The organism is Pseudoalteromonas sp. CO348, assembly GCF_004208845.1.
Classification (GTDB): domain Bacteria; phylum Pseudomonadota; class Gammaproteobacteria; order Enterobacterales; family Alteromonadaceae; genus Pseudoalteromonas; species Pseudoalteromonas maricaloris.
Genome location: NZ_SGPI01000021.1, coordinates 162379 through 188205, shown reverse-complemented (window position 1 = coordinate 188205; position 25827 = coordinate 162379). Strand labels below are relative to the sequence as shown.

Here is a 25827-nt window from a genome sequence, read left to right as displayed (position 1 = left end):
TTTATGAGGTAGCTTTAAGATGAATCTAATGCTTGCATCCATGCTGCAACGAGGCAGTAACGAGGTTGATATTAAAGAAAAATCCCAAGATATGGATGCTGAGGGTTCTGAGGGCGGCTCTGGGTTTAGTGCTTTAATGGCTGAGCTAGCGGAACAAGAGAGTGCAAGTAAGCAGGTAAAAGAATCTGCAGATCCTGTAACCTTAGATCTGGATGCGCCAATAGATAGCGAAGTCGCATCAGATGATGCTCCGCAGGCAGATAGTAAAGCACAAGCCTCTTCTTCTAAGCAGCAAGGGGAAGTACCAACTTCTACTGTTAGCTACACTGACAAAGGTCAGGTAGTTGTGGACAAACCGCTTCCTGATCTCCCGGATAATGACTTGTATGCTCAGATCAACGCTGCAAAACAGCAGAGCACTTCATTGAGCCAATCCCCAACAGCAATTGCGCAATCAGTCAAAGAAGCATTGGGCAATGCTTCTTTGACTGATGAAGAGGTTGTAGCTAGCGATAGTGCGCCATCTCAGGAGCCGCTACAAGACGAAGCAAGTAAACTCATTCGAGGGGAGAAAGGCCAAACTGAAAACGCCGGCACTAAAACAAATACTTTGCTACAACCAACCGTTTCTTTGGATAGTCAAGACGCAGACGGTGAGGTTGCTAAACCTTCGTTAAGAAACGACAGCGCAGAGACTGAAGAGCAAATATTACAGCCTAAGTTGCAAAAGGATACTGGCACTCAAGCCTTGGTTACCAATACAAACGTAGAAAAGCGGGATCTAGGTGCTGATAAGTCAGTTGGGACTCAAGTTGAAGATGAGTCTGAAACCGCGCAACTGAAAGAACTCTTAGCCGCTAAGAAATCAGAGCTTGCTCAATCGGTTTCCTCATCTGAAGCTAAGCAATCAGAGACAAAGCAAATCGTCTCTGAGGCTAGTACACAAACTGCGAAAGACAAAAACGCAGTAAGTACAAAAAGCACTACAGATGTGCAAACCATGGTAGAAAAGTTGACCGTACAGCAACAACAAGAATTAAAAGCCGTGATGGCTGGTAAGCTGGATATTTACGATGCGTCACCAAGTGTACAAAAAGCCGTAGCTCAGTTAATTGGTAAAGGTGTTGATATCGCAAATGTACAGCCGTTTAAAGCATTTGTGCCATCCTCTGTCGTAACACAAACTTCAACAAACACGCCGCAAGAAGCTGCTACAGATGTTAAAAATACTACTCAAGCGTCTTTTAATGTAAATAGCACGCAAGAAAAGTCTAACAATAGTGAGCAGCAGGCTGTGGCAGTTAAAGAGGGTGAACGTGCTGAAAAAAATATAGCTGTAAATAAATTGACTAGCGATGAAAAGTTGGCTGCAGAGAAGCAGAGTTCAGAAAAACAGAACTTAGAAAAACAAATAAGTGAAAAGGTAGTTGATAAAGAAAATAGTAAGCTGATGCAAGCGGAAGCAAGCATCGCGAAAGAGGCTGTCAAAAATGAGCGTCAATCGGCCAATACCGCAACAGCGATACCAATTCCAGCCAAGCCTGAAGCAAGCCCTGTAAGTGCATCGCAAGACACAAGCTCACTAAACCAAACATTGAAAGAAGTTCAGCAAATTCAACAGTCTCAGCCAACAAACCAAAGTACAACACAGACAAAACAAGCAACAGATGCTAATCTTCAACAGGCGATTAACATAGCGCGTCAAGATGCCGCTAAAGAGCTTCATCAACGGGTAGGGCTGATGCTTAATCTTAACAATAAAGAAGCTGAAATTCGCTTAGACCCGCCAGAGCTAGGGGCGATGCAAATTCGGATAAAAAGCGATGCAGAGCAGGCTCAAGTGAATATTGTGGTGCAAAATCAGCAAGCTAAAGAGTTGTTAGAGCAATCACTTCCAAGACTAAGAGAAATGTTAGCTGAGCAGGGTATTGAGCTGGGTGACAGCCAAATATCACATCAGCAAGGTGGAAATACTGAATCAGAGTCGCAAACTGCTGGTGGCAATACGAGTGGACAGCAAACTTTAGGTGATGAATCGGGGGTTTCTGATAATTCACAATCGCCGCAACAGAGAAATACTGATTCTGCAATAGATTACTATGCCTAACACCTGCTATTATTGTAATTAATAAAGATCATAAGGGCTTGCTATGGCTGAAGAAACCGACTTAGAAATAGAAGAAACGGGTGGTTCTAAGAAAAAGCTGATTATCATTATTGCCGCGGCGGTATTGGTACTCGGCGGTGTCGCAGGGTTTTTCTTATTTTCAGGCTCAGACGCACCAGAAGAATCCCTTGCGGAAGAAACAACAGCAAGCGAAGTTAAAGCGGAGCAAGGTAGCGCTGCGCAAATGGGGAGCGCACTGTACGTTGCTATGCCTCGCCCTTTTGTTTTTAATGTGCCAGGTGCCAGTCGCGATAGAATCGTGCAAATTAAAGTTCAGCTGTTGGTTCGCGGTGATGTTAATGAAGAAGTAGCAAAGAAGCATATTCCCTTGATTGAAGGTACTTTACTGAGCGTGTTTTCAACGACTACGGCTGATGAGCTAAGCACGAGTGCAGGTAAAGAAACTTTGCGCTTAACGGCGCTAGATAAAGTCCAAGCTGCGATGGAAGGGGTTGAAGGTAGCAAAGTAATCGAACGTGTGTTGTTTACTGGCTTTGTAATGCAATAAGGTAGTATTTGTGAGCGATTTATTATCCCAAGACGAAATTGATGCGCTACTCCATGGTGTAGATGAGGTCGAAGAAGACGAAATCGGCGACGGTGGTGACGGCGAAGGTGCAGGTGCCTTACAGTATGACTTTTCGTCTCAAGATAGAATTGTGCGTGGGCGAATGCCGACGCTTGAAATCGTAAATGAACGATTTGCCCGCCATATGCGGATCAGCCTTTTCAACATGATGCGCCGCACCGCTGAGGTCTCTATCAATGGCGTACAAATGCTGAAATTTGGCGAATATATCCATACTCTATTCGTTCCTACCAGCTTGAATATGGTGCGCTTTAGACCGCTAAAAGGTACTGGCCTGATAACCATGGAAGCGCGTCTGGTCTTTATTCTTGTAGACAACTTTTTTGGTGGGGATGGTCGTTATCATGCCAAGATAGAGGGGCGTGAGTTTACACCAACGGAACGTCGTATCGTGCAGATGCTCCTTAAAATCATCTTTGAAGATTACAAAGAAGCCTGGGCGCCGGTGATGGATGTGTCATTTGAATACCTCGACTCAGAGGTGAACCCAGCGATGGCTAATATTGTGTCACCGACAGAAGTGGTGGTGATTAGCTCTTTTCACATCGAGTTAGACGGTGGAGGGGGCGATTTCCATATTTCACTGCCTTACTCTATGTTGGAACCTATTCGAGAGTTACTCGATGCTGGTGTTCAATCAGATACTGAAGATACCGATCTGCGTTGGAGTAAGGCGCTTCGTGATGAGATTATGGATGTAGAAGTTGAGATTTCTTCCCAGCTACTGGAAGTTGACTTATCGCTTGAGCAAATAATGAAGCTTCAAGCTGGTGATGTTATTCCTGTCGAAATGCCAGAACATGTAACGGTTTTTATTGAGGAATTGCCAACGTTTAGAGCAAAAATGGGCCGTTCTCGTGACAATGTCGCGTTACAGATCAGTGAAAAAATTAAACGTCCAGAATCAGTTAAGTCTGAGCTTCATGTATTTACCAAAGGTGGTAAAAAGCTCGATTCTGATGCTGAACTGGCAGAATTAGAAGAAGATCTACATCTTTCCGAAGGTGTAGATTTAGATTGGTAGTCGCGGACTTGTATAGGCAAAATCGTGAGACTAATTATGGACAACAAATTAACTTAATCAGGTAGTAATCCAATGAGCGATGATCAAGATACTATGGACGAATGGGCAGCAGCACTCGCTGAAGCCGAAGGTGCCGAAGGTGGCAGTGAGCCAGAAGTTGCAGAGTTAGATGAACTCAAAGATTCAGCGCCTGCATTATCGTCAGATGAAAAACGTAAACTCGATACCATTTTAGACATTCCAGTCACCATTTCTATGGAAGTTGGCCGTTCTAAAATTAATATTCGTAATTTACTCCAGCTAAATCAGGGTTCTGTTGTTGAGCTTGATCGCGTGGCCGGTGAACCGTTAGATGTGCTTGTTAATGGCACATTGATAGCGCACGGTGAAGTGGTTGTAGTAAACGACAAGTTTGGTATTCGCTTAACGGACGTCATTAGTCAGGTTGAGCGTATTAAAAAGCTACGTTAATGCGCTGGGGTTGGTCTTTAGCAGTGTTTGGCATCGCTTTTTATACACGGGCTGTCACTGCAACAACCTCAGAGACAGTACCTAAATCTTCTGTAGGGGCAGGTACCGCGGGGTTAAGCTCAGAGCTACTTTCCATGGGGTTGTCTCTGATGTTGGTGATCCTACTTATTTTAGGCTTAGCGTTCGTTTTAAAACGTTTAAATCCCAATATTGTAAACCAGAAAGACTTTAAGGTGATCCGCAGTATATCGCTCGGTACGAAAGAACGTTTGCTGGTTATCGAATTGGATGAAAAGCAGCATTTGCTTGGAGTAACACCAAATAATATCAACTACTTATACCAGTTGGAAACACCGTTAGATGATGTTAGCCGAACACCATTTGCAAATGAGTTACAAAAGTTTTTAGCGGGCAAAGGGCGAGTAGCCAATAACCATAATAAGAAAAGTCATGATTAGATTGCTGATACTCTGTTTATTACTGTTTTCTGGGGTAGCTTCTGCAGAAGGGATAGAAGCAATAAACGTTACAACAAACCCTGATGGCTCTCAAGAGTACTCAGTGACACTTCAAGTACTCGCCATTATGACAGCGCTGAGTTTTATTCCAGCAGCTGTTATCATGATGACTTCGTTTACTCGAATAATTGTTGTGCTTGCGATTTTGAGACAGGCGATTGGTCTGCAGCAGTCGCCATCGAATCAAATTTTACTCGGTTTATCGTTGTTTTTGACGTTGTTTATAATGGCACCCATATTTTCGCAGATAAATGATGAGGCGGTGCAGCCGTACATAAAGGAAGAAATCACGTCAATCCAAGCACTTGAACGTGCTAAAGAACCGATGAAAGCCTTTATGCTGTCACAAACTCGAATTAAAGACCTTGAAACCTTTGCCAAGATAGCGGGTTATGACAAGCTTGATAGCCCTGAAGACACGCCGTTTATCGTTATTATTCCGGCTTTCGTTACATCCGAGCTGCAAACGGCTTTTATTATCGGCTTTATGTTCTTTATTCCATTTTTGATAGTCGACTTAGTCGTAGCCAGTGTCTTGATGGCCATGGGTATGATGATGTTATCTCCAATGATAGTTTCCTTGCCGTTTAAGATTATGCTTTTTGTGCTCGTCGATGGTTGGAGTTTGGTCATGGGTACACTGGCCAGAAGCTTCGGATTGGGGGTGTAATGTGGAACCAGAAGTCTTTGTTGATATCTTAAGTGATGCATTGTTTTTAGTCATCAAGCTGGTGGCGGCGATTGTAGTACCTGGGCTTCTAGTTGGTTTAGTTGTTGCTGTGTTTCAAGCAGCAACATCGATTAATGAACAAACATTAAGCTTTTTACCTCGTCTCATTATTACTATCCTTGCGCTGATCATTGGCGGCCATTGGCTCACTCAAGAACTAATGGACTATTTTACCTCTTTGGTGATGCGCATCCCTGAAATTGCAGGCTAATCATGGAGTTCACCTTTGCGGTAATCATGCAGTGGCTAAGTGATTTTTTACTTCCACTGGTGCGGATAAGTTCAATGATGATGGTAATGGCGGGGCTTGGGGCACAGAGTGTACCTGCCCGAATTAAGTTTGCACTCGCCGTGGTCGTCACTTTTGCCGTGGTCCCCGTTTTGCCCAAATCAGAATTTATCGATTTGTTCTCCTTTTCGATGATTTTAGTTGTTATTCAAGAAATGGTCACTGGGGTAGCTATTGGGTTTGGTTCATTGCTACTTCTGAATACTTTTATCATTGCGGGTCAAATCCTTGCTATGCAAACCGGCCTTGGTTTCGCATCTGTTGTAGATCCGGCCAATGGGTTGAGTGTACCTGCTGTCGGTCAGTTCTATTTAATATTAGCGACATTACTGTTTTTTGTTTATAACGGCCATCTGATGATGATCCAAATGGTTGTGTATAGTTTTGAAAGCTTTCCCATTGCAGGGAACTGGTGGGCGGTAGACAATTTTTGGCGAATAGTTAATTGGGGGGGATGGATGTTCTCTACGGCTCTTGCACTTGCATTAGCTCCGTTAACTGCAATGTTGATTATCAATATCTCATTTGGGATTATGACTCGAGCCGCGCCTCAAATGAACATTTTCTCTGTGGGGTTTGCTTTTACCTTAGTTGCAGGGCTTACCATTATTTGGGCGACATTGGGTAATTTTTTAGCACAATTTGAATTTCAATGGCTCAAAATGACAGAGCTGATGTGCGATCTAATTGGTTGCACGGTATAGGAGTCTGAAATGGCAGAAGATTCCGGTCAAGAACGCACCGAAGAACCCACCTCCAAGAAAATAGACGATGCTAGGAAGAAGGGCCAAATAGCCCGTTCAAAAGAACTCGGCACGACGTTTGTGTTATTGTTTTCTGCAATAGCTCTACTTTTGTATGGGCCTGGAATTGGGAAGGCGCTCTACAATGTTATGGGGCGAATGTTGTCGCTTAATCGGAATGAAACCTACGACACAACCAAGATGTTTGCTGTGTGGGGAGATATTGCTGCTGAACTGCTATTTCCAATGGCCATGTTTGTTTTTATCATCGCAATTGCAGGAATAGTGGGGAATACGTTACTCGGGGGCTTTAACTTTTCTTGGCAGGCAGCCGCTCCAAAAGCAAGTAAAATGTCCCCAATGAAGGGATTGAAGCGAATGTTAGGCCCGCAAGCGGCCATAGAGTTATTGAAGTCCGTTCTTAAGTTTGTATTAGTAGCTGGCTTTGCAATCTTGCTTATCAATATGTATTTTAACGAAATATTACACTTGAGTATTGAGCAAATCCCATCGAGTATAGAGCATGCGTTAGAAATCATTGCGTGGATGTTCTTAGCACTTAGTTGCACTATGATCATTATTTCAGCGATTGATGCCCCTTATCAAAGTTATAATCACCATAAGCAGCTAAAAATGACGCTGCAAGAAGTCAAGGATGAATACAAAAACTCAGAAGGTGACCCTCAGATAAAAGCGCGGATCCGTCGAACACAAAGAGAAATGTCGCAACGACGTATGATGCAAGATGTACCAGATGCAGATGTTGTTGTGACCAACCCTACTCACTATTCGGTTGCGCTTAAATACGACACTGAACGAGCGGGAGCGCCTATAGTTATTGCAAAAGGGGTTGATGAACTTGCGATGCAAATTAGGAAAATAGCCAAAGGAAATGAAGTGCCGATTGTGGAGTCACCCGTATTGACTCGTTCACTTTATCACACCACAGAAGTAGGTGATCAAATCCCTGAACAATTGTTTACTGCGGTTGCACAGGTACTTGCTTATGTATTTCAGCTGAATCGTTTTCAAAAGGGCAAAGGGAAAAGACCCGTTGCACTTACTCGAGATTTACCAATCCCAGACGATTTGAAGCATTAAAATTGCTCTCATAAAAATAAGCTATTAATTGGAACGCATATTGCATTTGTTGCTATGTGTCAATTTTTTGCTTGTGTTAAGTTATGGAATTTAAAGCAGTTTTACAACAACTCAATCGAGATAAAAAAGAATATGCTAAAGGTGTGGGTACTCCATTGTTGGTGCTTGCAGCACTTGGCATGGTTATTCTGCCGCTACCTCCTTTTTTGCTTGATATTCTATTTTCCTTCAACATTGCATTGGCACTTGTGGTGCTATTGGTGACTGTTTATACCTTGAAGCCACTTGAATTTGGTATGTTTCCGGCGGTACTACTGATCGCGACTATCATGCGATTGGCACTAAACGTAGCGAGTACTCGCGTCGTATTACTTGAAGGTCATAATGGTGGTGATGCGGCAGGTAAGGTGATCGAAGCCTTTGGTAGTGTTGTTATTGGTGGTAACTACGCCGTCGGTTTAGTTGTATTTCTTATCCTTATTATTATTAACTTTGTTGTAATTACCAAAGGTGCAGGTCGTATTTCTGAGGTGTCTGCGCGTTTCACCCTTGATGCTATGCCGGGTAAGCAAATGGCCATTGATGCGGACTTAAATGCCGGTTTTATCTCTGCAGATGACGCCCGGGCTCGTCGTGAAGAAGTGACTCGAGAAGCTGACTTTTACGGTTCAATGGACGGTGCAAGTAAATTCGTTAAAGGTGATGCTATTGCAGGTATCGTGATCCTTGCCATTAATATAATAGGTGGCCTTTTCGTTGGGATGATCCAGCATGATTTAAGCTTTGGTCACGCGATGGAAGTATATACCATGCTGACAATCGGTGACGGTCTGGTCGCGCAAATTCCTTCTCTTTTACTCTCAATTGGCACTGCAATTGTCGTAACGCGTCAAAATGAATCGCACAACATGGGCGATCAGTTTAAAAACCAACTGGGTAATGAAAAGTCGCTGGCTATCGCGTCAGGCATTTTGATCACCATGGGACTCGTTCCAGGCATGCCACATGTTGCCTTCTTAGGATTAGGCGTATTACTTGGCTATATAGCCTATTACACAAGTCAGCAAAAGAAAAAGGCGGAGATTGAAAAGGCGGAACAAGCTGCCAAAGGGCCTGCCGCCAAAGGAGGCCATCAACAAGATCAAAAAGAGCTTGGTTGGGATGATGTACAACCTGTTGATGTGATTGGTTTAGAGGTAGGTTATCGCCTAATTCCTCTAGTTGACCAAGCCCAAGGCGGGGAACTTCTCAGTCGTATTAAAGGGGTGCGTAAAAAGCTATCTCAGGAACTGGGCTTTTTAGTACCGCCGGTACATATCCGCGATAACCTAGAATTAGATCCAAATGCATACAATATTACTTTAATGGGAGTTGGCTCAGGAACCGGTGAGTTGAAGCATGGCGATGAGCTCGCAATTAACCCAGGGCAGGTGTTTGGGCCGATTAAAGGCATAGAGACTAAAGATCCTGCATTTGGCCTAGATGCAGTATGGATTAAGCCAGACCAAAAAGATGAGGCGCATTCACTTGGCTATACAGTAGTAGATGCTGCAACTGTGGTGGCAACACATATTAGTCAATTATTAACGAATAATGCGTCACTATTACTTGGTCATGAAGAGGTACAAAATCTATTAGATATGCTTGCGAAAAGTCACCCTAGATTAGTAGAAGGCTTAGTACCTGATATTTTACCGCTCACTACCGTGGTAAAAGTGCTACAAAATCTGCTTAATGAGGGCGTTGCAATTCGAGATATGCGCTCGATTGTACAAACCTTAGTTGAGTACGGACCACGTAGCCAAGACCCTGATGTATTAACGGCTGCGGTAAGAATTTCATTACGTAGATTGATTGTTCAAGATGCCGTTGGAAGCGAAGAAGAAATTCCTGTCATAACATTGGCGCCTGAGTTGGAACAGATGTTGCATCAGTCACTTCAGAACGCAGGTGATGAGGGGGCAGGTATTGAACCTGGCTTGGCTGAGAGGCTTCAAGAATCATTAAGAGAAGCACATCACAACCAAGAAATGCTAGGGGAACCGTCCATCTTATTAACCTCAGGTATGTTAAGAAGTGTGTTATCTCGATTTGTTAAACATACAATTCCAGGTCTTAGAGTGATGTCATATCAAGAAGTGCCGGAAGAAAGACAAATTAAGATAGTGAGCTCGGTTGGACAATAGAGGATAAAGGGGCTGTAACATGAAAATTAAACGTTTCTTCGCAAAAGATATGCGTACGGCTTTAAATGAAGTAAAAGAAGAGCTTGGTGCAGATGCTGTCATTATGTCTAACAAAAAGTTAGCAGATGGTGTTGAAATCGTCGCAGCAGTTGACAATGACCGTGCTGCTGCACCTGTTAAGCAAGCTCCAGCTGCCCGTGCGACTGCCTCAAACGAGGCTCCGACCCGCTTTGTCCGTCCAGAGCCTCGCCAAGCACAGCCAGCAAAACAAGCGCAAGTTGCCGATAGCTTAGCGGCATTGCTAGAGCGTCAGGCACCGCGCCCACGCTCACCAGAACTTGCTTCTATGTTCTCCCAGTCGGGGATAGATACAGAGCAAATGTTAAGCAGCCAACGTAAAACACAAACTGCTGCACCGACGCACCAAGCGAAGCCACAGCAAGCTCGTCGCCAATCTTTTGACTTTGATGATGATGCATTTGAGCAGCCACAGCATTGGGGCGAGTCGGATGAGTTAGACAACGGTTTTGGTGATGATTTACCTGAGTTAAATGCCAAGCCTGACGAAATGAGTGCAATGCGCGAAGAAATGAACGCTATTCGTCAATTACTTGAACATCAAGTATCGGGTCTGATGAAACAAGAAATGGCTCGTCGCGACCCAACCCGTGCGTGTCTTGTAGATCGTCTGGAAGGAATGGGCATAGACAAAGACGTTGCTGAGCAAATGGCATGCTTTATCCCTGATGATGTTTCTCGTAAAGAAGCCTGGAATGCATTGTTAAATATGGTGATCAACCAAATGCACACCACTAACAATGATATTCTTCGTCAAGGTGGAGTATTTGCGATGGTGGGTCCAACTGGTGTTGGTAAAACCACAACGGTTGCAAAATTAGCGGCATTAGGTGCACAAAAATACGGTGCAGATAAAGTGGCGTTAATAACGACTGATACCTACAGAATAGGCGCTTACGAGCAGTTAGCTACCTATGGTAGAATCATTGGTTGTCCGGTTAAGCAAGTTAAAGATGCAAATGAACTTGCAGAAGTGCTTTATCATTTACGCAATAAGCGTCTAGTATTAATAGATACGGCGGGAATGAGTCAAAGAGATTTGCGCTTAACTGAACAGTTAAATACACTTATGCGTAGCGCGAGAGTAGATATTCGCAGCTATTTAGTATTAAGTGCGACAGCACAGATGAATGTGTTACAAGAAACAGTAAGACACTTCAAAAAAGTAAATTTAAGTGGCTGTATTTTCACAAAACTTGATGAAAGTCTAAGTTTAGGTGAGATAATTAGCATAGCGATTCAAAATCGCTTGCCAATAGGGTATCTTACCAACGGTCAGCGAGTGCCAGAAGACATTCGCGTAGCAAATGCTCAAAAGCTAGTAAAAAAGGCTGAGCAATTGTATTTAAAAAGAATAAAAGCACAGCACTCTCGACGTGTACCTGTAGCGTCAGAGTCAGTAGGAATGTATGATTAACACAGTTTTAGATCAAGCAAGTGGCCTGCGTAGAATGAGTCAAAATAGCAACCAGGGTGTAAAAGTAATAGCCGTGACCGGTGGAAAAGGTGGGGTGGGTAAAACCAACGTCTCGCTCAATACTGCCATCGCTATGGGCCAACAAGGACAGCGAGTTCTCGTTTTAGATGCGGACTTGGGCTTGGCAAACTGTGATGTGATGTTAGGTCTAAGGGTAGAAAAAAACCTGTCGCACGTGTTGTCGGGTGAATGTGAACTAGATGAGATTCTCGTAGAAGGTCCCGCTGGAATTAAAATTGTACCGGCGACCTCAGGCTCTCAAAGTATGGTAGAGCTGACTCCCGCAGAGCATGCAGGACTTATTCGTGCATTTAGCGAGCTTAACACGCAATTTGATGTTTTAATTGTTGATACCGCAGCCGGTATCTCAGATATGGTTCTGAGCTTCTCTCGAGCTGCACAAGATGTGATGGTTGTGGTGTGTGATGAACCGACTTCCATTACAGATGCTTACGCGTTGATCAAAGTTTTGAGCAGAGAGCATGGTGTCTATCGTTTTAAAATTGTTGCCAACATGGTCCGCAGTATGCGTGAAGGGCAAGAATTATTTGCTAAACTTTCAAAAGTTACAGACCGTTTTCTTGATGTAGCACTGGAATTAGTGGCCACCGTACCGTTTGACGAAAACATGCGTAAATCTTCTCGCAGACAAAGAGCTATCGTGGATTTATTTCCGAGTTCCCCTGCGGCGATTGCGATTAAGGGACTAGCTGCTAAGGCAGTTAAATGGCCAATTCCGCATCAACCTTCTGGTCATCTAGAATTTTTCATTGAACAACTTGTAAACGGGTGATTATGGCTTCTCCGGTCAATAGAGCTGCGGGATATCAAACTTCAGACCACATTCATAAGGTGGTTGAACGGCATGCTCCACTTGTCAAAAAAGTGGCATGCCACCTGATTGCTCGACTTCCGGCAAGTGTGCAACTCGACGATCTGATCCAGTCAGGTATGATTGGATTGATTGAAGCATCTAAAAATTTCGATGCAACTAAAGGCGCTAGTTTCGAAACCTTTGCGGGGATCCGTATTCGAGGCGCAATGCTGGATGAAATCCGTCGTGGTGATTGGGCGCCTCGTTCTGTTCACAAAAATAGCAGAATGGTTGCAGAAGCTATCTCCGAGTTAGAATCTCTCCTTGGTCGAGAACCAAAAGACACTGAAATCGCTGAAAAACTTGATATATCTCTAGATGAGTACCATCATATTTTACATGATGTAAATGCAAGTAAAGTCATCGGTATTGAGGATCTTGGGGTTGATGAAGACGTGATAACCCCAGCAAACAGCGATTTTGCGCTAGACAAACCGTTTAATAACGTTAAAAATGAACGTTTTAACGAGTCTTTAGTAAATGCTATCAAAGCGTTACCCGAAAGGGATGCTCTGGTTTTATCACTTTACTATAACGACGAAATGAATTTAAAAGAGATTGGTGCCATCCTTGATGTCAGTGAATCTCGAGTAAGCCAAATTCACGGTCAGGCAATGATAAAGCTTAAAGCTAAAATCAATGACTGGATAAATTAGAGTACATAAAATAGTTGGGTTCGAACCTCACTGGAGGAAGTTTTGGATAAGAACATGAAGATTCTCGTGGTTGATGATTTCTCTACTATGAGAAGAATAATCAAAAACCTATTAAGAGATTTAGGCTTTACCAATGTTCAAGAAGCTGATGATGGTAGTACAGCACTTCCGATGCTACAAAATCAGGAGTTTGACTTTGTAGTAACTGATTGGAATATGCCGGGCATGCAAGGTATTGATTTGCTTCGTGCAATACGCGCAGATGAAAAGCTTAAGCACATTCCAGTGTTGATGGTTACCGCAGAAGCGAAAAAAGAACAAATTGTTGCAGCAGCGCAAGCTGGGGTGAACGGATATATTGTTAAACCGTTTACTGCAGGTACGCTCAAAACTAAGCTTGAAAAAGTATTTGAGCGACTAGGCTAACAGCAAGGGGATATGGCCTATGTCTGTAAATGCTGCGCCTCAAATTACACTTGAACAAGCTAAGCAACTTGTTGAGCTTCTAGAGCAAGGTGAACAAGAAAAAGCTGACCAGCTGATTTTAGAAGCTGCTAACAAAGAGCAATCGGAGTTATTTGCAGAAGTCGGAAAGCTGACTCGCCAATTACACGAGTCCTTGAAGAACTTTGAGCTGGATACTCGCCTCGCAGATCTCACGACAGAGGCTATTCCTGACGCCAAGCAGCGTCTTAATTATGTTATGGAAATGACAGAAAGCGCTGCTAACAAAACGATGGACGCGGTCGAAGAAAGCTTACCTCTTGCGCAGAACCTAGCGGATGAGTTAGCGCAAATAAAGCCCACTTGGGATCGATTGATGAGCAGAGACATTCAACTCGGTGAGTTTAAATCTCTGTGTCATGATCTCGACAGCTTTATGCAGACTTCAAAGACACGTACAGACGAATTACAAGGTTTAATGACTAATGTGCTGATGGCTCAGGACTATCAGGATTTGACTGGGCAGGTTATTCGGCGCGTCATTGAGCTTGTGAGAGAAGTAGAAGATAGTCTCATTCACCTCCTGACTGTTTTTGGTACTTCAGATGAAGCGCCTTCAACTGCTGTGAAAGCGAATGAAAACGAAATAAAAACAACCGAGACTATCAGTGATGAATTGTCTGGACCTGAAGGTCCAATTATTGACGCTGAATCGCGAGATGACGTGGTTTCTGGTCAAGACGAAGTCGATGACTTGCTATCTAGTTTAGGCTTCTAGTTGGAGAGTGTGTATGAGCTTTGAAGTCGATGAAGATATCTTGCAGGACTTTCTTGTTGAAGCAGGCGAAATATTAGAACTGTTATCTGAACAGCTTGTTGAACTAGAAAATAATCCTGAAGATAAAGAACTTCTCAATGCGATTTTCCGTGGCTTCCATACCGTAAAAGGTGGGGCTGGCTTCCTAGGTATGACCGAACTGGTCGATGCCTGTCACGGTGCGGAAAACGTGTTTGATGTACTACGACAAGGGCAACGAAAAGTAACTTCCGAACTGATGGATGTTATTTTGCAATCTTTGGATACGATCAACGAAATGTTCGCTTGTATTCAAAACCGTGAGGAACCAGAAGCGGCCGACCCTGTGTTGCTTGAAACACTCCACAAACTTAGCCAGCCTGCATCTGAAGACGAAGTCAGTGAAGTGATTGACGAACCTACTTCTGAGCCAGAACCTGTGGTGCCAGATTTAAGTGCTGATGATATTTTATTCGACGCCGATGTTGGTTCAGGCGATGATAGCGGCTCCAGCATCGATGAGATAACAGAAGAAGAATTTGAAAATCTTTTAGATGAATTACACGGTTCGGGTAATGCGCCTGCTGTTGCTCCGGCAACTAAACCTGAAGCTGTATCAACCACAGATGATGGTGATATCACTGATGACGAATTCGATAACCTCTTAGATGAACTTCATGGTGTTGGTAAATTCGGTGGAGCACCAAATGCAGAAGATGCTGTTGCCCCAGAAGCGAGTGAACCTAAGGCTAAATCAACCTCACCAGCAGCCCCAAGTGGGTCTACTGGCGACGAAGAAATTACCGACGATGAGTTTGAAGCTTTGTTGGACGAGCTTCATGGTAAAGGCAGTGCACCTAAAGCGGTCGATGAATCGCCAGTAGAGGTTTCAGAGACTAAACCTGCGCAACCAGAGCCTGTTAAAGCCGCGCCAGCGCCGAAACCTGCGCCAAAGCCTGCGCCCAAAGTTGAAGCTAAGCCTGCGACTCCAGCACCAGCACCGCAAAAAGAGCCCGAGGCTGCAAAAGCTTCCACACCAGCCGCTGCGAAGAAACCTGCGGCACAAGCTGAGACCACGGTCCGAGTTGATACTAAACGTCTTGATGAAATCATGAATATGGTTGGCGAATTAGTATTGGTTCGTAACCGTTTGGTTAGCTTAGCGAATAACACCAACAGCGAAAGCATGGGTAAAGCTATTTCGAACCTTGATGTAGTCACTGCTGATTTGCAGGGCGCCGTGATGAAAACGCGGATGCAGCCAATCAAAAAGGTATTTGGTCGCTTTCCTCGAGTAGTGAGAGACCTTGCTCGCAGCTTGAAAAAAGAAATCAACCTAGTTTTACAGGGCGAAGAGACGGATTTAGATAAAAATTTGGTTGAAGCGCTTGCAGATCCACTGGTCCACTTAGTGAGAAACTCAGTAGATCACGGTATTGAAATGCCTGACGTACGTGAAGCGTCTGGCAAACCAAGAATGGGTACAGTCACATTGTCAGCATCTCAAGAGGGAGATCACATTCTTCTCACGATTCGAGATGATGGTGCCGGTATGGACCCTGAAAAGCTCAAAAAGATTGCTATAAATAAAGGCGTGATTGACTCCGATCAAGCAAGCCGACTGTCCGATACTGAAGCCTATAATTTGATCTTCGCACCAGGGTTCTCAACAAAAGAGCAAATTTCAGACATTTCTGGTCGTGGTGTTGGGATGGACGTTGTTAAAACGAAGATCACTCAATTGAATGGCTCGGTAAATATCCAATCAGAATTGGGTGTTGGTACCGTATTAGAGATTAAGGTACCGCTTACACTGGCTATTTTGCCTACCTTGATGGTGGTCGTTGGAGAGCAAACGTTTGCGTTACCACTTGCCGGCGTGAACGAGATCTTCCATTTAGATTTGACAAAAACGAATGTGGTTGATGGTCAGTTGACTATCATAGTGAGAGAAAAAGCAATTCCGTTATTTTATCTTGAACATTGGTTGGTAAAAGGTGCGAACAGGGGCATGAGAAAGGCTGAAGGCCATGTTGTCATTGCGCAAATTGGCACTAAACAAGTCGGTTTTGTGGTTGATTCTCTGATAGGTCAAGAGGAAGTCGTAATCAAACCACTAGATGCGTTATTACAAGGTACACCAGGTATGGCTGGTGCTACCATCACATCTGATGGTGGTATTGCGCTAATCCTTGATGTCCCCAACTTATTAAAACACTACGCCTAATTTTATTAGGCGTAGTTCGAATTCTAGAGCGGCATTTGCTGCTCTGCTGTAGAGCAAATTAAAGAGCGTTGCCAATGGCAGTTAAAGTGTTAGTCGTAGACGATTCTAGTTTTTTTCGTCGTCGAGTCAGTGAAATTTTAGAAAAAGACAGTGAAATCAAAGTTATAGATTTCGCAGTTAATGGCAAGGAGGCGGTTGAAAAGGCCGCTTCATTGCGTCCAGACGTAATTACGATGGACGTGGAAATGCCTGTGCTTGATGGGATCAGTGCGGTGAAGCAGATCATGCAGGCCACTCCGACCCCAATCTTAATGTTTTCTTCGTTAACTCGTGAAGGCGCTAGTGCTACGTTAGATGCACTGGATGCGGGCGCTGTAGATTTTTTACCGAAAAAGTTTGAAGACATCGCTCGTAATAGCGAAGAAGCAATTAAGTCGTTACAAAATAAGGTAAAGGAAATTGGCCGCCGTCGCGTTAGCCGTTTTACTCGCCCTACTATTGCGACTCCGCCAAAGCGCGTCGAGTCTAGAGCAACTCGCGCTGATACAGGACGAGCAACGATCCCTCAACCGGATAGAAGTTTTCAGAGGCCTGTATCTGGTGGTACGTCTAGTGCTGCGGGTGCTAGAGCATCGGGTAAGAAATATGGACTGGTTGCAATTGGTACATCAACAGGTGGACCCGTTGCACTGCAAACAATACTAACTCAGTTGCCTGCAAACTTTCCTCATCCAATTTTACTTATCCAGCATATGCCGGCCGCATTTACACCTGCGTTTGCAGCAAGATTGAATAGTTTATGCCAGATTAAGGTTAAGGAAGCCGAGCAAGGTGATAGATTAATGCCTGGGGTGGCCTATTTAGCCCCTGGCGGTAAGCAAATGCTGGTTGAAAATCGCGGTGGTAGTAAGACACTAAAAGTGTTCGAAGATGATAGTCCAAGGATCACCTATAAACCCAGCGTTGATGTGACATTTGCAAGTGTTGCAAAAGCTTATGGTGGCGACACGTTAGCGATTGTCTTAACGGGAATGGGCGCAGATGGCCGAGATGGTGCTCGTATGCTAAAACAGGTAGGGGCCACTATATGGGCGCAAGATGAAGCGACTTGTGTTGTTTATGGTATGCCTCAAGCTGGCGCTGGACTTTCGTCGGATAGTATCGCCCTACAAGACTTTGCTGCGAGAATTAATAAAGAAGCGGGTAATCAATAGACTAAGTCATCACTTGGTTGCTTTGCTTGAAGCTTGTAAATATCAAACGTCTAAAAAGAATGAATAACACTGAGTTGGTATAGTATCTATTGAACGAAATCAATAGAGATAAGCGAAGGAATATAGAGTGAAAATTTGGACAGTAGCAAATCAAAAAGGTGGTGTGGGTAAAACCACGACGACGGTGAGCTTAGGAGGCATTCTTGCTGAACAGGGTCACCGAGTTTTGCTTATTGATACTGATCCACATGCTTCACTGACATATTACTTTGGTATTGATTCTGAAGAGTTAGAAGTCAGTGTGTATGATATTTTTGCACGCGGCAGCAGCATGACGAGTGAAGAAATTTTACAGTCTCTTTGCCCATCAACCATAGAGAATCTTGATATTTTGCCTGCCACTATGGCCATTGCTACGCTTGATCGTAGTATGGGTAATAAAACGGGCATGGGGCTTATCTTAAAGAAATCGCTCGAAAAAATAGCGGATCAATATGACTATGCTATTTTAGACTGCCCACCAGTGCTTGGGGTACTGATGGTTAACGCATTAGCAGCGAGTGAGCGAATTTTAGTACCTGTCCAAACTGAATTTTTGGCATTGAAGGGACTAGATAGAATGATGCGCACGATGGAGCTGATGCAGTCTTCACAGCAGAAACAGTATCAATATACTATCATTCCAACTATGTATGATAAACGGACCAAAGCGTCGTTGGAGGCGTATAAAACGTTGCTAGCAACATACAAAGAGGCTGTTTGGCCAGGTGTGGTTCCTGTAGATACTAAATTTAGGGATGCGAGTCTTGCACAGCAAGTCCCAGTACAATTTTGTCCTAAATCACGAGGCGTGTTCGCTTATCGTGCACTTTTGGACTATTTGAAGCAGTTAAGCTAGAGAGCATAATGAGTAAGCATTTATTTGCAAATGAAAAGGTGATGAAGCAGTATCTTGGCGCCCTATTACAAGAGGAGCCAGAGATTGAACAATGCGAATTATCACCGGTTGCAAAGCTACTTGAACAAGTAAAAGAGCCGGAATCCGAACTTGAGGATACAGACCTTCCAGTTGTCGTTGCTACAGAGCCTCAGGAGTCGGTGAGTGAAGTTATTGAAGAACAACCGAGTAAATTAGCTCAAGATCTTGAAGTCACTGAAAATACATCTATTATCAAAGAACAGACAACGATAGAATCCGTTTCTGCAAGGGAAGCCTATCAAGAAGGTGAATTTCAGGCATTGTTTTTTGAAGTTGCAGGCTTAACACTGGCGGTTCCGCTTAAATCACTTGGGGGAATACACCAACTGGGTGAAGTCAATCAACTCTTTGGTAAACCTAAATGGTTTAAAGGCGTGATGCTAAATCGTGAAGAAAAGCTTAATGTTGTTGATACTGCGCGATGGGTAATGCCTGAGAAGTTAACACCAAAATTAGAAGATGCTCTGGATTACCAGTATTTGATTACGCTTGGGGATAGTAACTGGGGACTGTTAGCAGAGAAACTAGTCAACAACTTAACACTCAAGCCTGAAGACATAAAGTGGCGCACAGCAGATGGTAAACGGCCTTGGTTGGCTGGGGTGATTAAAGAGAAAATGTGCGCGCTGATTGATGTAGAGAATTTAAACCGTTTGCTAGAACAAGGCCTCGATAGTCGAGAGCAGTAACTAGTATATTGATGGAGTGAAACCATGAGCCAAGATAGACTACTTTCTGCAGACAAAAATGCTGATAGTAATGATGAAGTATTGCAATGGGTTACTTACAAGCTTGAAGAGGAAACTTACGGTATCAATGTAATGCAAGTGCAAGAAGTATTACGTTATACCGAAATTGCACCAGTCCCAGGTGCGCCAAGCTACGTACTCGGGATCATTAATCTACGTGGTAACGTTGTAACGGTTATAGACACACGAGCTAGGTTTGGTCTGCAAAGTGCAGAAGTGACGGATAATTCGAGAATTGTAATAATCGAAGCCGAGAAGCAAGTTATTGGCATCTTAGTAGATAGCGTTGCTGAGGTGGTTTACTTACGTAGCTCGGAAATTGACAGCGCGCCAAACATCGGCACTGAAGAGAGCGCTAAGTTTATCCAAGGCGTATCAAACCGAGAAGGCGAGCTATTGATCTTAGTCGATCTTAATAAGCTATTAAGTGATGACGAATGGGATGAGCTGAGTCATATTTAGATGTCTGAAGTAGTAAACGCACAAACCGTTTTACTCGTCATATCAATAACCTCAAGCATACTTGCGTTAGTATGCTTGAGGTTTGTTTTTGTGCTGGGTAAAAAATTACAGGATGCGCAGGGTCAAACAGCGCAACTTTCGAGCTCACTACAAGGCTCTGAGCAACAAATAGCAATATTACGCAGCGAAGTTGCGGAGTTACGCGCCAGTATCATGAGTATTGGTAAGCGGGTGGTCGCAACCGAGCAAGAATTAAATGATGTTGCGAATCAGCAAGCAGCACAGAAATATGATGACCCCGACGCAAAAATGTATTCTCGCGCCGTGAAAATGGTGGAACTTGGCGCTGATATTGAAGAGGTGATGCGCGAGTGTGAGTTGCCAAGAGCTGAGGCAGAGCTGCTCATGTCTTTACATAACAAATCAAAATAATCGTCTAGAAAGTAGCAAGTTAGAAAATTTTGGCTATGCCTTAATATCTAGCTTGCCACGAAAACCTTCCCAGCCAGGTGGAAACTTACCACGCATAATGTAAGAAAAAGCGATGAGTTCAGCAATTACATAGTAGAGCTCCCGTGGGATCTCTTGGTGTAACTCAAGTGCACTGAGTGTTTGTGCTAATGATTCATCTTCATGGATCATGATGTTTTTCTCTTTTGCCAGCGCAATAATTTCCTCTGCCAGCTCGCCATATCCTTTAAAGGTGACCTGAGGTGCGCTTCCAGCTTCATATAACAGTCCAATAGCAGATTTTTGTGTCATCTCTTTTACACCTTAATGTTGATAATTGCGTGTTCATTAAAGAACTTATCTTGAAAGCTGGCTTCTTCTCTAAGGCCTATCTCAGCGACTTGTAGCCCATGAGATGCTAACTTATGTCTGAGTGTTGCCAAATGTGGCTCTGCGAGCTGCTTGACCTGGTTGGAGGTGGCTACTAATGCACATTCTAGGGCTTTATCCATCAGCTCGGCTTGGGCATGGATCTGACCTTTTTCTGCAAAATCAAAACAAAGACGAATAAACCACACAGACTTCTCTGGCATACCAGGTTTGGGCGACTTTTTATATTCACCTATTTGTAATTGCGTTTGCTGTTGCTCTTGTCCTACTTTTGTAGGGAAGAGCAGGTTAACAATCAACTGTGCTTCGCTGTCTTGTTTTGCAGAGTTGGTCGCTGTAGTCGGTGATTGTTGCGGTTGTAATTGGTTGTGCAATTGCCCCAATTCGCTTAACAGCTCTTTTGCTTGTGGTTGTTGAAGCGCGTCTGCTGTTTGCTTGGGGGAGAGCAGCTTTAGCTGTGGTAGCAGCGCATCCAGCAAAGCTTGTATTTTTTGCGTCGCTAGCTCATTGCTCTGAGCTTGATTTGCCACCTGACTACCTAATAGCGACACAATTAAACGGTCCAACATTTGTGTAAAGCTCGATTGAGCTAAACTTGTTGGCGTGTTAGCAAAGGTTGCCATGCCCAGTTGGCTCTCTAACTGGTTTTTAACGGTAAGCGCGTTGACTGAACGGTCATCAAGCAAGCGCGTAAATGCTTGGTTGACTAGTTTCTGTAATTCAGGTGTTTGTTTGAATGTATCTGCTTTTACGAGCTTTTCGATGGTTGTAGAAGCTTGGCGTAACATGTTTGGTGTGTTTTCTTTTTGCTCGGGTTTAGCCGTGGGCAGAGCAAGCAGGGCTTCAATCACCCCTTTAATTTGATTACTGGTAAGCTGCGGGATTTGGGAAGGCGTAGCGGTTACTTGTGTGCTTTGCGAATGTGCAGATTGCAACTGGAACGTCTTAGCAGAATCTACAGGCGCAGAACTCGCTTTACGATAAAGCGGCCGCGCTAAGGCTTGTGTCAGCTGTTCAACTTGCTTATTGCTAAGCGATAGTTTACCTGTGAGGGTGTCCAATAATAAGGACAGGGCTTTTTGTTTTACCTCAAAATCGACCGGTGGTGCTTGATATTTTGGTGTCTCTGCGAGCTGGTGTTGTAAGTAACGAGCAATGGAGCTGGCTAACTTTTCGTTTTGCAAAGGTGTGTGACTTTTTTGCAATGGTAATGGTTGCTTTGCCATCAGCTCTGTAAGATTAAGCTTTATTTGGTTTGAGAGTTGTTGCAGTGGCGTGCTCGGTTTATTTTTATTGTGAGCACTTACTTTCTCGCTTGGCGCAAGCAGAGTTGCGACCGAGTGACTCAAAACATCACTTTTACCTTTCTTGACAGGGGAGTTCGTGGGCTGAGCGACCTGACTTGTGAGTGGTTTACCAAAAGGTCTTCCGATCAGTACTTGCAACGCTTTTACTACTGTTGACTTAATTTGTTGCAGATTGACTTCAATTAGCGGTTTGTCATACGCCAGCGTATGTACTGATGCTAAGCGTGACTCAAGCGGTGAAGGTGCATCCTTATTGACTGTGCTTACCTGTTGCAGCAAAGCGCTAAGCGGCTTTATGGTTTCTACTTTTACTTGTTGTGTCGATTTTGTGATGTCAATTCCATTGAAAGCCGTTTTTACTTCGCCTTTTTGCCATGTGGTTGCTGCAGGCCAGTTACTGCTTATTGGCGATAAGGTTACTGAACGGTCATGAATGTTAAGTGTTATCCCACTTGGCTGCGGCTTCACCTCAACACTACTAAGTTGACTAGAGATAAGTTTTGCAATCATTGACTTAGGTAAAGCCGTACTAAACAGCAAGTCTTTAAATTGATTGACGACCTGCAAGGAAACATTACTTTGTTGGGCACTAAGATGCGCAATGAGTTTACTTTCACTTGCGAGCAAGTCTGCCACGGCTTGCACAAGCGGTACTTTTAAATCAAGTGCCTTGATGTGTAATGTGGCGTCTGGCAACGTGGTTGCTGAAGACTGTATTACTGGGCTTGGCGTATGCGTCTTTAGCGTCGTTAAAATATCAAAAAGCTGTTTTGTTAGTGTTACTTGTGCTTGTAGTTTGGGCGTTTGAAAGGTAATCACCTTGCCAGTTTCATCAATACTAACCTGTGCTTCTGGAAGCTGATTGGGCTGGGTTGGAGGCTTAAGCGCAAGTTGGATAGTTTGCCAGCGGCCATCAATTGCCACATCCATTTTTAGTTTATCGTTACTAATTTGGATATTCTTTGCTGCAAACGGTTGGTTTTTAGCTAAGTCTAATCTCGATACTTCGTTATTATCTGTGCTTATCACAGATGCTGTCGTCGTATTTGTTGTAATTGGCAGCTTATTCATTATTTTAAATCAAATTTTCGCTAATCGGTCGCATCGGATTATTCGTATTACCATACCATTATGTTAGACTAACGCCCAATTTTAGGTAAAGAGAAGCCCAAGTTTGCTAGAGATAGACGCCGTCACTTGTACCAAACAAGATAGATGCTTGTTTGACTCATTAAGTTTCACTCTCCATGCGGGGCAGATCATGCAAATTGAAGGCCCAAATGGTGCCGGAAAAACCTCTTTGTTGAGGATCATTGCTGGGTTCGCCAGAGCGGACGAAGGGCAGATCCGCTACAACAGCACTGATATCAGCGATGATTATGATTCATTCGCTGCCGATTTATTATTTATTGGTCATAAGACAGGTGTCAATCAACAACTTAGCGCCTACGAAAATGTCCAACATTGGCTTATGGTTCATGGCGCTCAGGCCGATGAAGAAGAAGTCTATACACTGCTTGCCAAGCTCGGTTTAATAGGGCTTGAAGATGTACCTGTGCGGACATTGTCGGCAGGCCAACAGCGCCGTGTTGCGTTAGTACGTTTGTGGCTGAATCAGGCCAAGCTTTGGGTCCTAGATGAACCATTTACTGCGCTGGATAAAAAAGGGGTCGCCATGTTGCAAACCCAATTTCAGTCTCATCTTGACAAGGGGGGCGCCATTTTATTGACGACCCACCAAGATCTCACCGCACATTTTGCACAGTTACAAACCTTGGCGTTGGAGTACCGTTTGTAATGCAGACTCAACATTCTTATTGGTTAGCTTTTAAATCGGTTTATGCCAAAGATGTGACCTTGGCCTTTAGACAGCGAGCTGAGATAGTCAATCCTTTGTTGTTTTTCTTAATCGTGATCACCTTATTTCCGTTAGCAATTGGGCCCGAACCTGCGCTGCTTACCAGAATGGCTCCGGGTATTATTTGGGTAGCGGCGCTTTTATCGACTATGTTAGGTCTAGATAAATTATTTAGGGACGATTACAACGACGGCTCATTAGAGCAATTGATTGCTTCACCTTATCCTTTATCGCTATCAGTATTAGCAAAAGTAGCAGCGCATTGGACAGTCAGTGGTTTGCCAATGGTGGTGCTTGCGCCCTTGTTCGCGCTGTTAATGAATCTCGAGTCGCAGTCTCTCAATGCGACTGTATTGACCTTACTGATAGGTACACCGTTATTAAGTTTTATTGGGGCTATTGGCGCAGGACTCACCGTTGCATTGCAAAAGGGTGGCATTTTAATGAGTTTACTCGTCCTTCCGCTTTATATCCCCGTATTGATTTTTGCAACGTCCGCCATAGATACCAGTAGCATGTCTTTAGCGTATGGTGGTCAGCTTGCAATCCTTGGTGCGATGCTTGCCGTCGCAATTGTTGCCGCACCAATTGCCATATCGTCAGCTTTAAGAGTGAGTGTAAGTTAAAATGTGGAAGTGGTTACATCCTTATGCCAAAGCGGAGCGTGCTTACCAACTGTGTAACACCTTGCTTCCTTACTTTGCCGTGATTGCGGTAGTGGGCTTAATTGTTGGATGGGTTTGGGGGTTAGCCTATGCGCCAGCCGACTACCAACAAAAAGACAGCTATCGTATTATCTTTATTCATGTGCCGTCGGCTATCTGGTCGATGGGTGCATACTCTTCTATGGCTATTGCGGCTATTGTTGCCTTGGTATGGCAAATTCGTAATGCTGAACTGGCGGTTATTGCCATTGCTCCTATTGGTGCGGCAATGACCGCGATTGCGTTAATCACCGGTGCGGCTTGGGGTAAACCTATGTGGGGCGCTTGGTGGGTCTGGGATGCAAGATTGACGTCAGAGCTTATCCTACTGTTTTTGTATTTTGGTGTTTTGTCTCTATATCACGCCTTTGAAGATAAAAAATCAGGTGGTAGAGCTGCCTGTATTCTTGCCATTGTCGGGGTCGTTAATCTGCCTATTATTCATTTCTCGGTAGAGTGGTGGAATACGCTGCATCAGGGGTCAACTATCACCAAATTTGATACGTCAGCGATTGATCCTTCCATGTTGTGGCCTTTGTTGATCAACATAGTGGCGTTTGCTGGTGTGCTTGGCGTGGTTACGCTAATTCGTTTGAAAAATGAAATTTTACGAAGCGAGCAACACCGTCCTTGGGTCCGCGAATTAGTGAATAGGGGTTAATCATGCAGTTTGAATCCTTCAGTGAATTTTTAGCCATGGGTGGCTATGGCTTTTATGTTTGGCTCTCATTCGGCTCATGTGCATTAATACTGGCTGGTATTTTAGTCGGCTCTATCTTGGATGGTAAGGCGCTAAAGCAAGCAGTTAAAGCGCAAATGGCAAGAGAAGCACGCATTAAAAAAGCAAAAGAGGAGTCGCAAGCATGAATCCTAGACGCAAAAAGAGATTATTCACCGTTGTTGCTGTTATCTTTGGTATTGGCGCAGCGGTCGGGCTTACGCTTTACGCACTACAAGAAAATATTAATTTGTTTTACACGCCGAGCGAGCTTGTTGAAGGTAAAGGTGAGTTAAAAGAAATACCGCAAATTGGCCAGAAACTGCGCATTGGCGGTATGGTTGTACCAGGGTCAGTGGTGCGTGATGAAACGTCCTTAGATGTGTCATTTAAACTTATCGACACCGGTCCTATGGTTACTATTCGTTATAAAGGCATTCTTCCTGATCTATTCCGTGAAGGCCAAGGTATCGTAGCACAAGGGACATTAGTTGAGTCTAATGTAGTTGAAGCGTTTGAAGTACTTGCCAAGCATGATGAAGAGTATATGCCATCAGAAGTGGCGGAAGCCGTGAAAGGCATTAAGCACGAAAAGCCAAAATATAATTTAAACAGCGAGAACTAAG

28 protein-coding genes are annotated in these 25827 nt (G+C 43.9%); 26 read left to right on the top strand and 2 right to left on the bottom strand.

Features of this window, described 5'->3' with window-relative positions; genetic code table 11:
* Positions 1-19 precede the first annotated feature (19 nt).
* The 21 genes from EXT48_RS11060 to EXT48_RS10960 all read left to right on the top strand — a co-directional run bounded on the left by EXT48_RS11060 (position 20) and on the right by EXT48_RS10960 (position 20206).
* The gene (locus EXT48_RS11060) at positions 20-2107 is read left to right on the top strand and encodes a flagellar hook-length control protein FliK (RefSeq protein ID WP_130164488.1); all 2088 of its coding nucleotides are present in this window, start codon (positions 20-22) and stop codon (positions 2105-2107) included.
* Positions 2108-2150: 43 nt separating this feature from the next.
* The gene (fliL, locus tag EXT48_RS11055) at positions 2151-2675 is read left to right on the top strand and encodes a flagellar basal body-associated protein FliL (protein ID WP_039492515.1); all 525 of its coding nucleotides are present in this window, start codon (positions 2151-2153) and stop codon (positions 2673-2675) included.
* Between the two features lie 10 nt (positions 2676-2685).
* Entirely contained in the window at positions 2686-3780 is a 1095-nt protein-coding gene (gene fliM / locus EXT48_RS11050; RefSeq protein ID WP_010369125.1) for a flagellar motor switch protein FliM, read from the top strand.
* Between the two features lie 72 nt (positions 3781-3852).
* Complete coding sequence (gene fliN / locus EXT48_RS11045) at positions 3853-4251, top strand: flagellar motor switch protein FliN (RefSeq protein ID WP_010369124.1); 399 nt, start codon at positions 3853-3855, stop codon at positions 4249-4251.
* A complete protein-coding gene (fliO, locus tag EXT48_RS11040) occupies positions 4251-4709 on the top strand; it encodes a flagellar biosynthetic protein FliO (protein WP_039492513.1) in 459 nt (152 codons plus the stop codon). The genes fliN and fliO overlap by 1 nt, the downstream gene beginning before the upstream one ends.
* Positions 4702-5439, top strand: a complete 738-nt coding sequence (gene fliP, locus EXT48_RS11035) for a flagellar type III secretion system pore protein FliP (RefSeq protein WP_010369122.1) — start codon at positions 4702-4704, stop codon at positions 5437-5439. Before fliO ends, fliP begins: the two co-directional genes overlap by 8 nt.
* A 1-nt stretch (position 5440) precedes the next feature.
* Positions 5441-5710 carry a flagellar biosynthesis protein FliQ gene (fliQ, locus tag EXT48_RS11030; RefSeq protein WP_039492511.1) on the top strand — a complete coding sequence of 90 codons (270 nt, stop codon included), beginning with the start codon at positions 5441-5443 and terminating at the stop codon, positions 5708-5710.
* Positions 5711-5712: 2 nt separating this feature from the next.
* Positions 5713-6492, top strand: a complete 780-nt coding sequence (gene fliR / locus EXT48_RS11025) for a flagellar biosynthetic protein FliR (RefSeq protein ID WP_130164487.1) — start codon at positions 5713-5715, stop codon at positions 6490-6492.
* Positions 6493-6501: 9 nt separating this feature from the next.
* On the top strand, positions 6502-7632 hold the full coding sequence (flhB, locus tag EXT48_RS11020) for a flagellar biosynthesis protein FlhB (RefSeq protein ID WP_069018764.1): 1131 nt from the start codon (positions 6502-6504) through the stop codon (positions 7630-7632).
* 83 nt (positions 7633-7715) lie between these two features.
* Positions 7716-9818, top strand: coding sequence for a flagellar biosynthesis protein FlhA (gene flhA, locus EXT48_RS11015; RefSeq protein ID WP_039492505.1), 2103 nt, complete (start codon positions 7716-7718; stop codon positions 9816-9818).
* 19 nt (positions 9819-9837) lie between these two features.
* Positions 9838-11313, top strand: coding sequence for a flagellar biosynthesis protein FlhF (flhF, locus tag EXT48_RS11010; protein WP_130164486.1), 1476 nt, complete (start codon positions 9838-9840; stop codon positions 11311-11313).
* The gene (locus EXT48_RS11005; RefSeq protein WP_010369106.1) at positions 11306-12166 is read left to right on the top strand and encodes a MinD/ParA family protein; all 861 of its coding nucleotides are present in this window, start codon (positions 11306-11308) and stop codon (positions 12164-12166) included. The genes flhF and EXT48_RS11005 overlap by 8 nt, the downstream gene beginning before the upstream one ends.
* 2 nt (positions 12167-12168) lie before the next feature.
* On the top strand, positions 12169-12903 hold the full coding sequence (locus EXT48_RS11000; RefSeq protein WP_010369105.1) for an RNA polymerase sigma factor FliA: 735 nt from the start codon (positions 12169-12171) through the stop codon (positions 12901-12903).
* A gap of 42 nt (positions 12904-12945) precedes the next feature.
* Positions 12946-13329: a chemotaxis response regulator CheY gene (gene cheY / locus EXT48_RS10995; protein ID WP_010369104.1), complete on the top strand. Its 384-nt coding sequence runs from the start codon at positions 12946-12948 to the stop codon at positions 13327-13329.
* A 19-nt stretch (positions 13330-13348) separates the two neighbouring features.
* Positions 13349-14125 (top strand): protein phosphatase CheZ, encoded by a 777-nt coding sequence (locus EXT48_RS10990; RefSeq protein ID WP_039492497.1) that lies wholly within the window; start codon positions 13349-13351, stop codon positions 14123-14125.
* 13 nt (positions 14126-14138) lie between these two features.
* Positions 14139-16370 carry a chemotaxis protein CheA gene (locus EXT48_RS10985; protein ID WP_010369102.1) on the top strand — a complete coding sequence of 744 codons (2232 nt, stop codon included), beginning with the start codon at positions 14139-14141 and terminating at the stop codon, positions 16368-16370.
* A 74-nt stretch (positions 16371-16444) separates the two neighbouring features.
* Complete coding sequence (locus EXT48_RS10980) at positions 16445-17584, top strand: chemotaxis response regulator protein-glutamate methylesterase (protein WP_130164485.1); 1140 nt, start codon at positions 16445-16447, stop codon at positions 17582-17584.
* Between the two features lie 127 nt (positions 17585-17711).
* Positions 17712-18482: a ParA family protein gene (locus EXT48_RS10975; RefSeq protein WP_010369100.1), complete on the top strand. Its 771-nt coding sequence runs from the start codon at positions 17712-17714 to the stop codon at positions 18480-18482.
* Positions 18483-18490: 8 nt separating this feature from the next.
* A complete protein-coding gene (locus EXT48_RS10970; protein ID WP_130164484.1) occupies positions 18491-19252 on the top strand; it encodes a chemotaxis protein CheW in 762 nt (253 codons plus the stop codon).
* Between the two features lie 24 nt (positions 19253-19276).
* Complete coding sequence (locus tag EXT48_RS10965; RefSeq protein ID WP_010369098.1) at positions 19277-19774, top strand: chemotaxis protein CheW; 498 nt, start codon at positions 19277-19279, stop codon at positions 19772-19774.
* On the top strand, positions 19775-20206 hold the full coding sequence (locus tag EXT48_RS10960; RefSeq protein ID WP_010369097.1) for a DUF2802 domain-containing protein: 432 nt from the start codon (positions 19775-19777) through the stop codon (positions 20204-20206).
* Between the two features lie 33 nt (positions 20207-20239).
* Here EXT48_RS10960 and EXT48_RS10955 read toward each other — a convergent pair whose 3' ends face one another.
* Positions 20240-20536, bottom strand: a complete 297-nt coding sequence (locus EXT48_RS10955) for an EscU/YscU/HrcU family type III secretion system export apparatus switch protein (protein WP_010369096.1) — start codon at positions 20534-20536, stop codon at positions 20240-20242.
* 5 nt (positions 20537-20541) lie between these two features.
* A complete protein-coding gene (locus EXT48_RS10950) occupies positions 20542-22992 on the bottom strand; it encodes a flagellar hook-length control protein FliK (RefSeq protein ID WP_010369095.1) in 2451 nt (816 codons plus the stop codon).
* Positions 22993-23095: 103 nt separating this feature from the next.
* On the opposite strand from EXT48_RS10950, the gene ccmA reads away from it, so the two are divergent.
* The 5 genes from ccmA to ccmE are packed head-to-tail and all read left to right on the top strand — an operon-like array spanning position 23096 to position 25826.
* Positions 23096-23719, top strand: coding sequence for a cytochrome c biogenesis heme-transporting ATPase CcmA (ccmA, locus tag EXT48_RS10945; protein WP_083838450.1), 624 nt, complete (start codon positions 23096-23098; stop codon positions 23717-23719).
* A complete protein-coding gene (gene ccmB / locus EXT48_RS10940; RefSeq protein ID WP_010606377.1) occupies positions 23719-24405 on the top strand; it encodes a heme exporter protein CcmB in 687 nt (228 codons plus the stop codon). Before ccmA ends, ccmB begins: the two co-directional genes overlap by 1 nt.
* 1 nt (position 24406) lies before the next feature.
* Complete coding sequence (locus EXT48_RS10935; RefSeq protein ID WP_010369087.1) at positions 24407-25144, top strand: heme ABC transporter permease; 738 nt, start codon at positions 24407-24409, stop codon at positions 25142-25144.
* Between the two features lie 2 nt (positions 25145-25146).
* On the top strand, positions 25147-25350 hold the full coding sequence (ccmD, locus tag EXT48_RS10930; protein ID WP_039492491.1) for a heme exporter protein CcmD: 204 nt from the start codon (positions 25147-25149) through the stop codon (positions 25348-25350).
* Positions 25347-25826, top strand: coding sequence for a cytochrome c maturation protein CcmE (ccmE, locus tag EXT48_RS10925; RefSeq protein WP_010369083.1), 480 nt, complete (start codon positions 25347-25349; stop codon positions 25824-25826). The genes ccmD and ccmE overlap by 4 nt, the downstream gene beginning before the upstream one ends.
* Position 25827 lies beyond the last annotated feature (1 nt).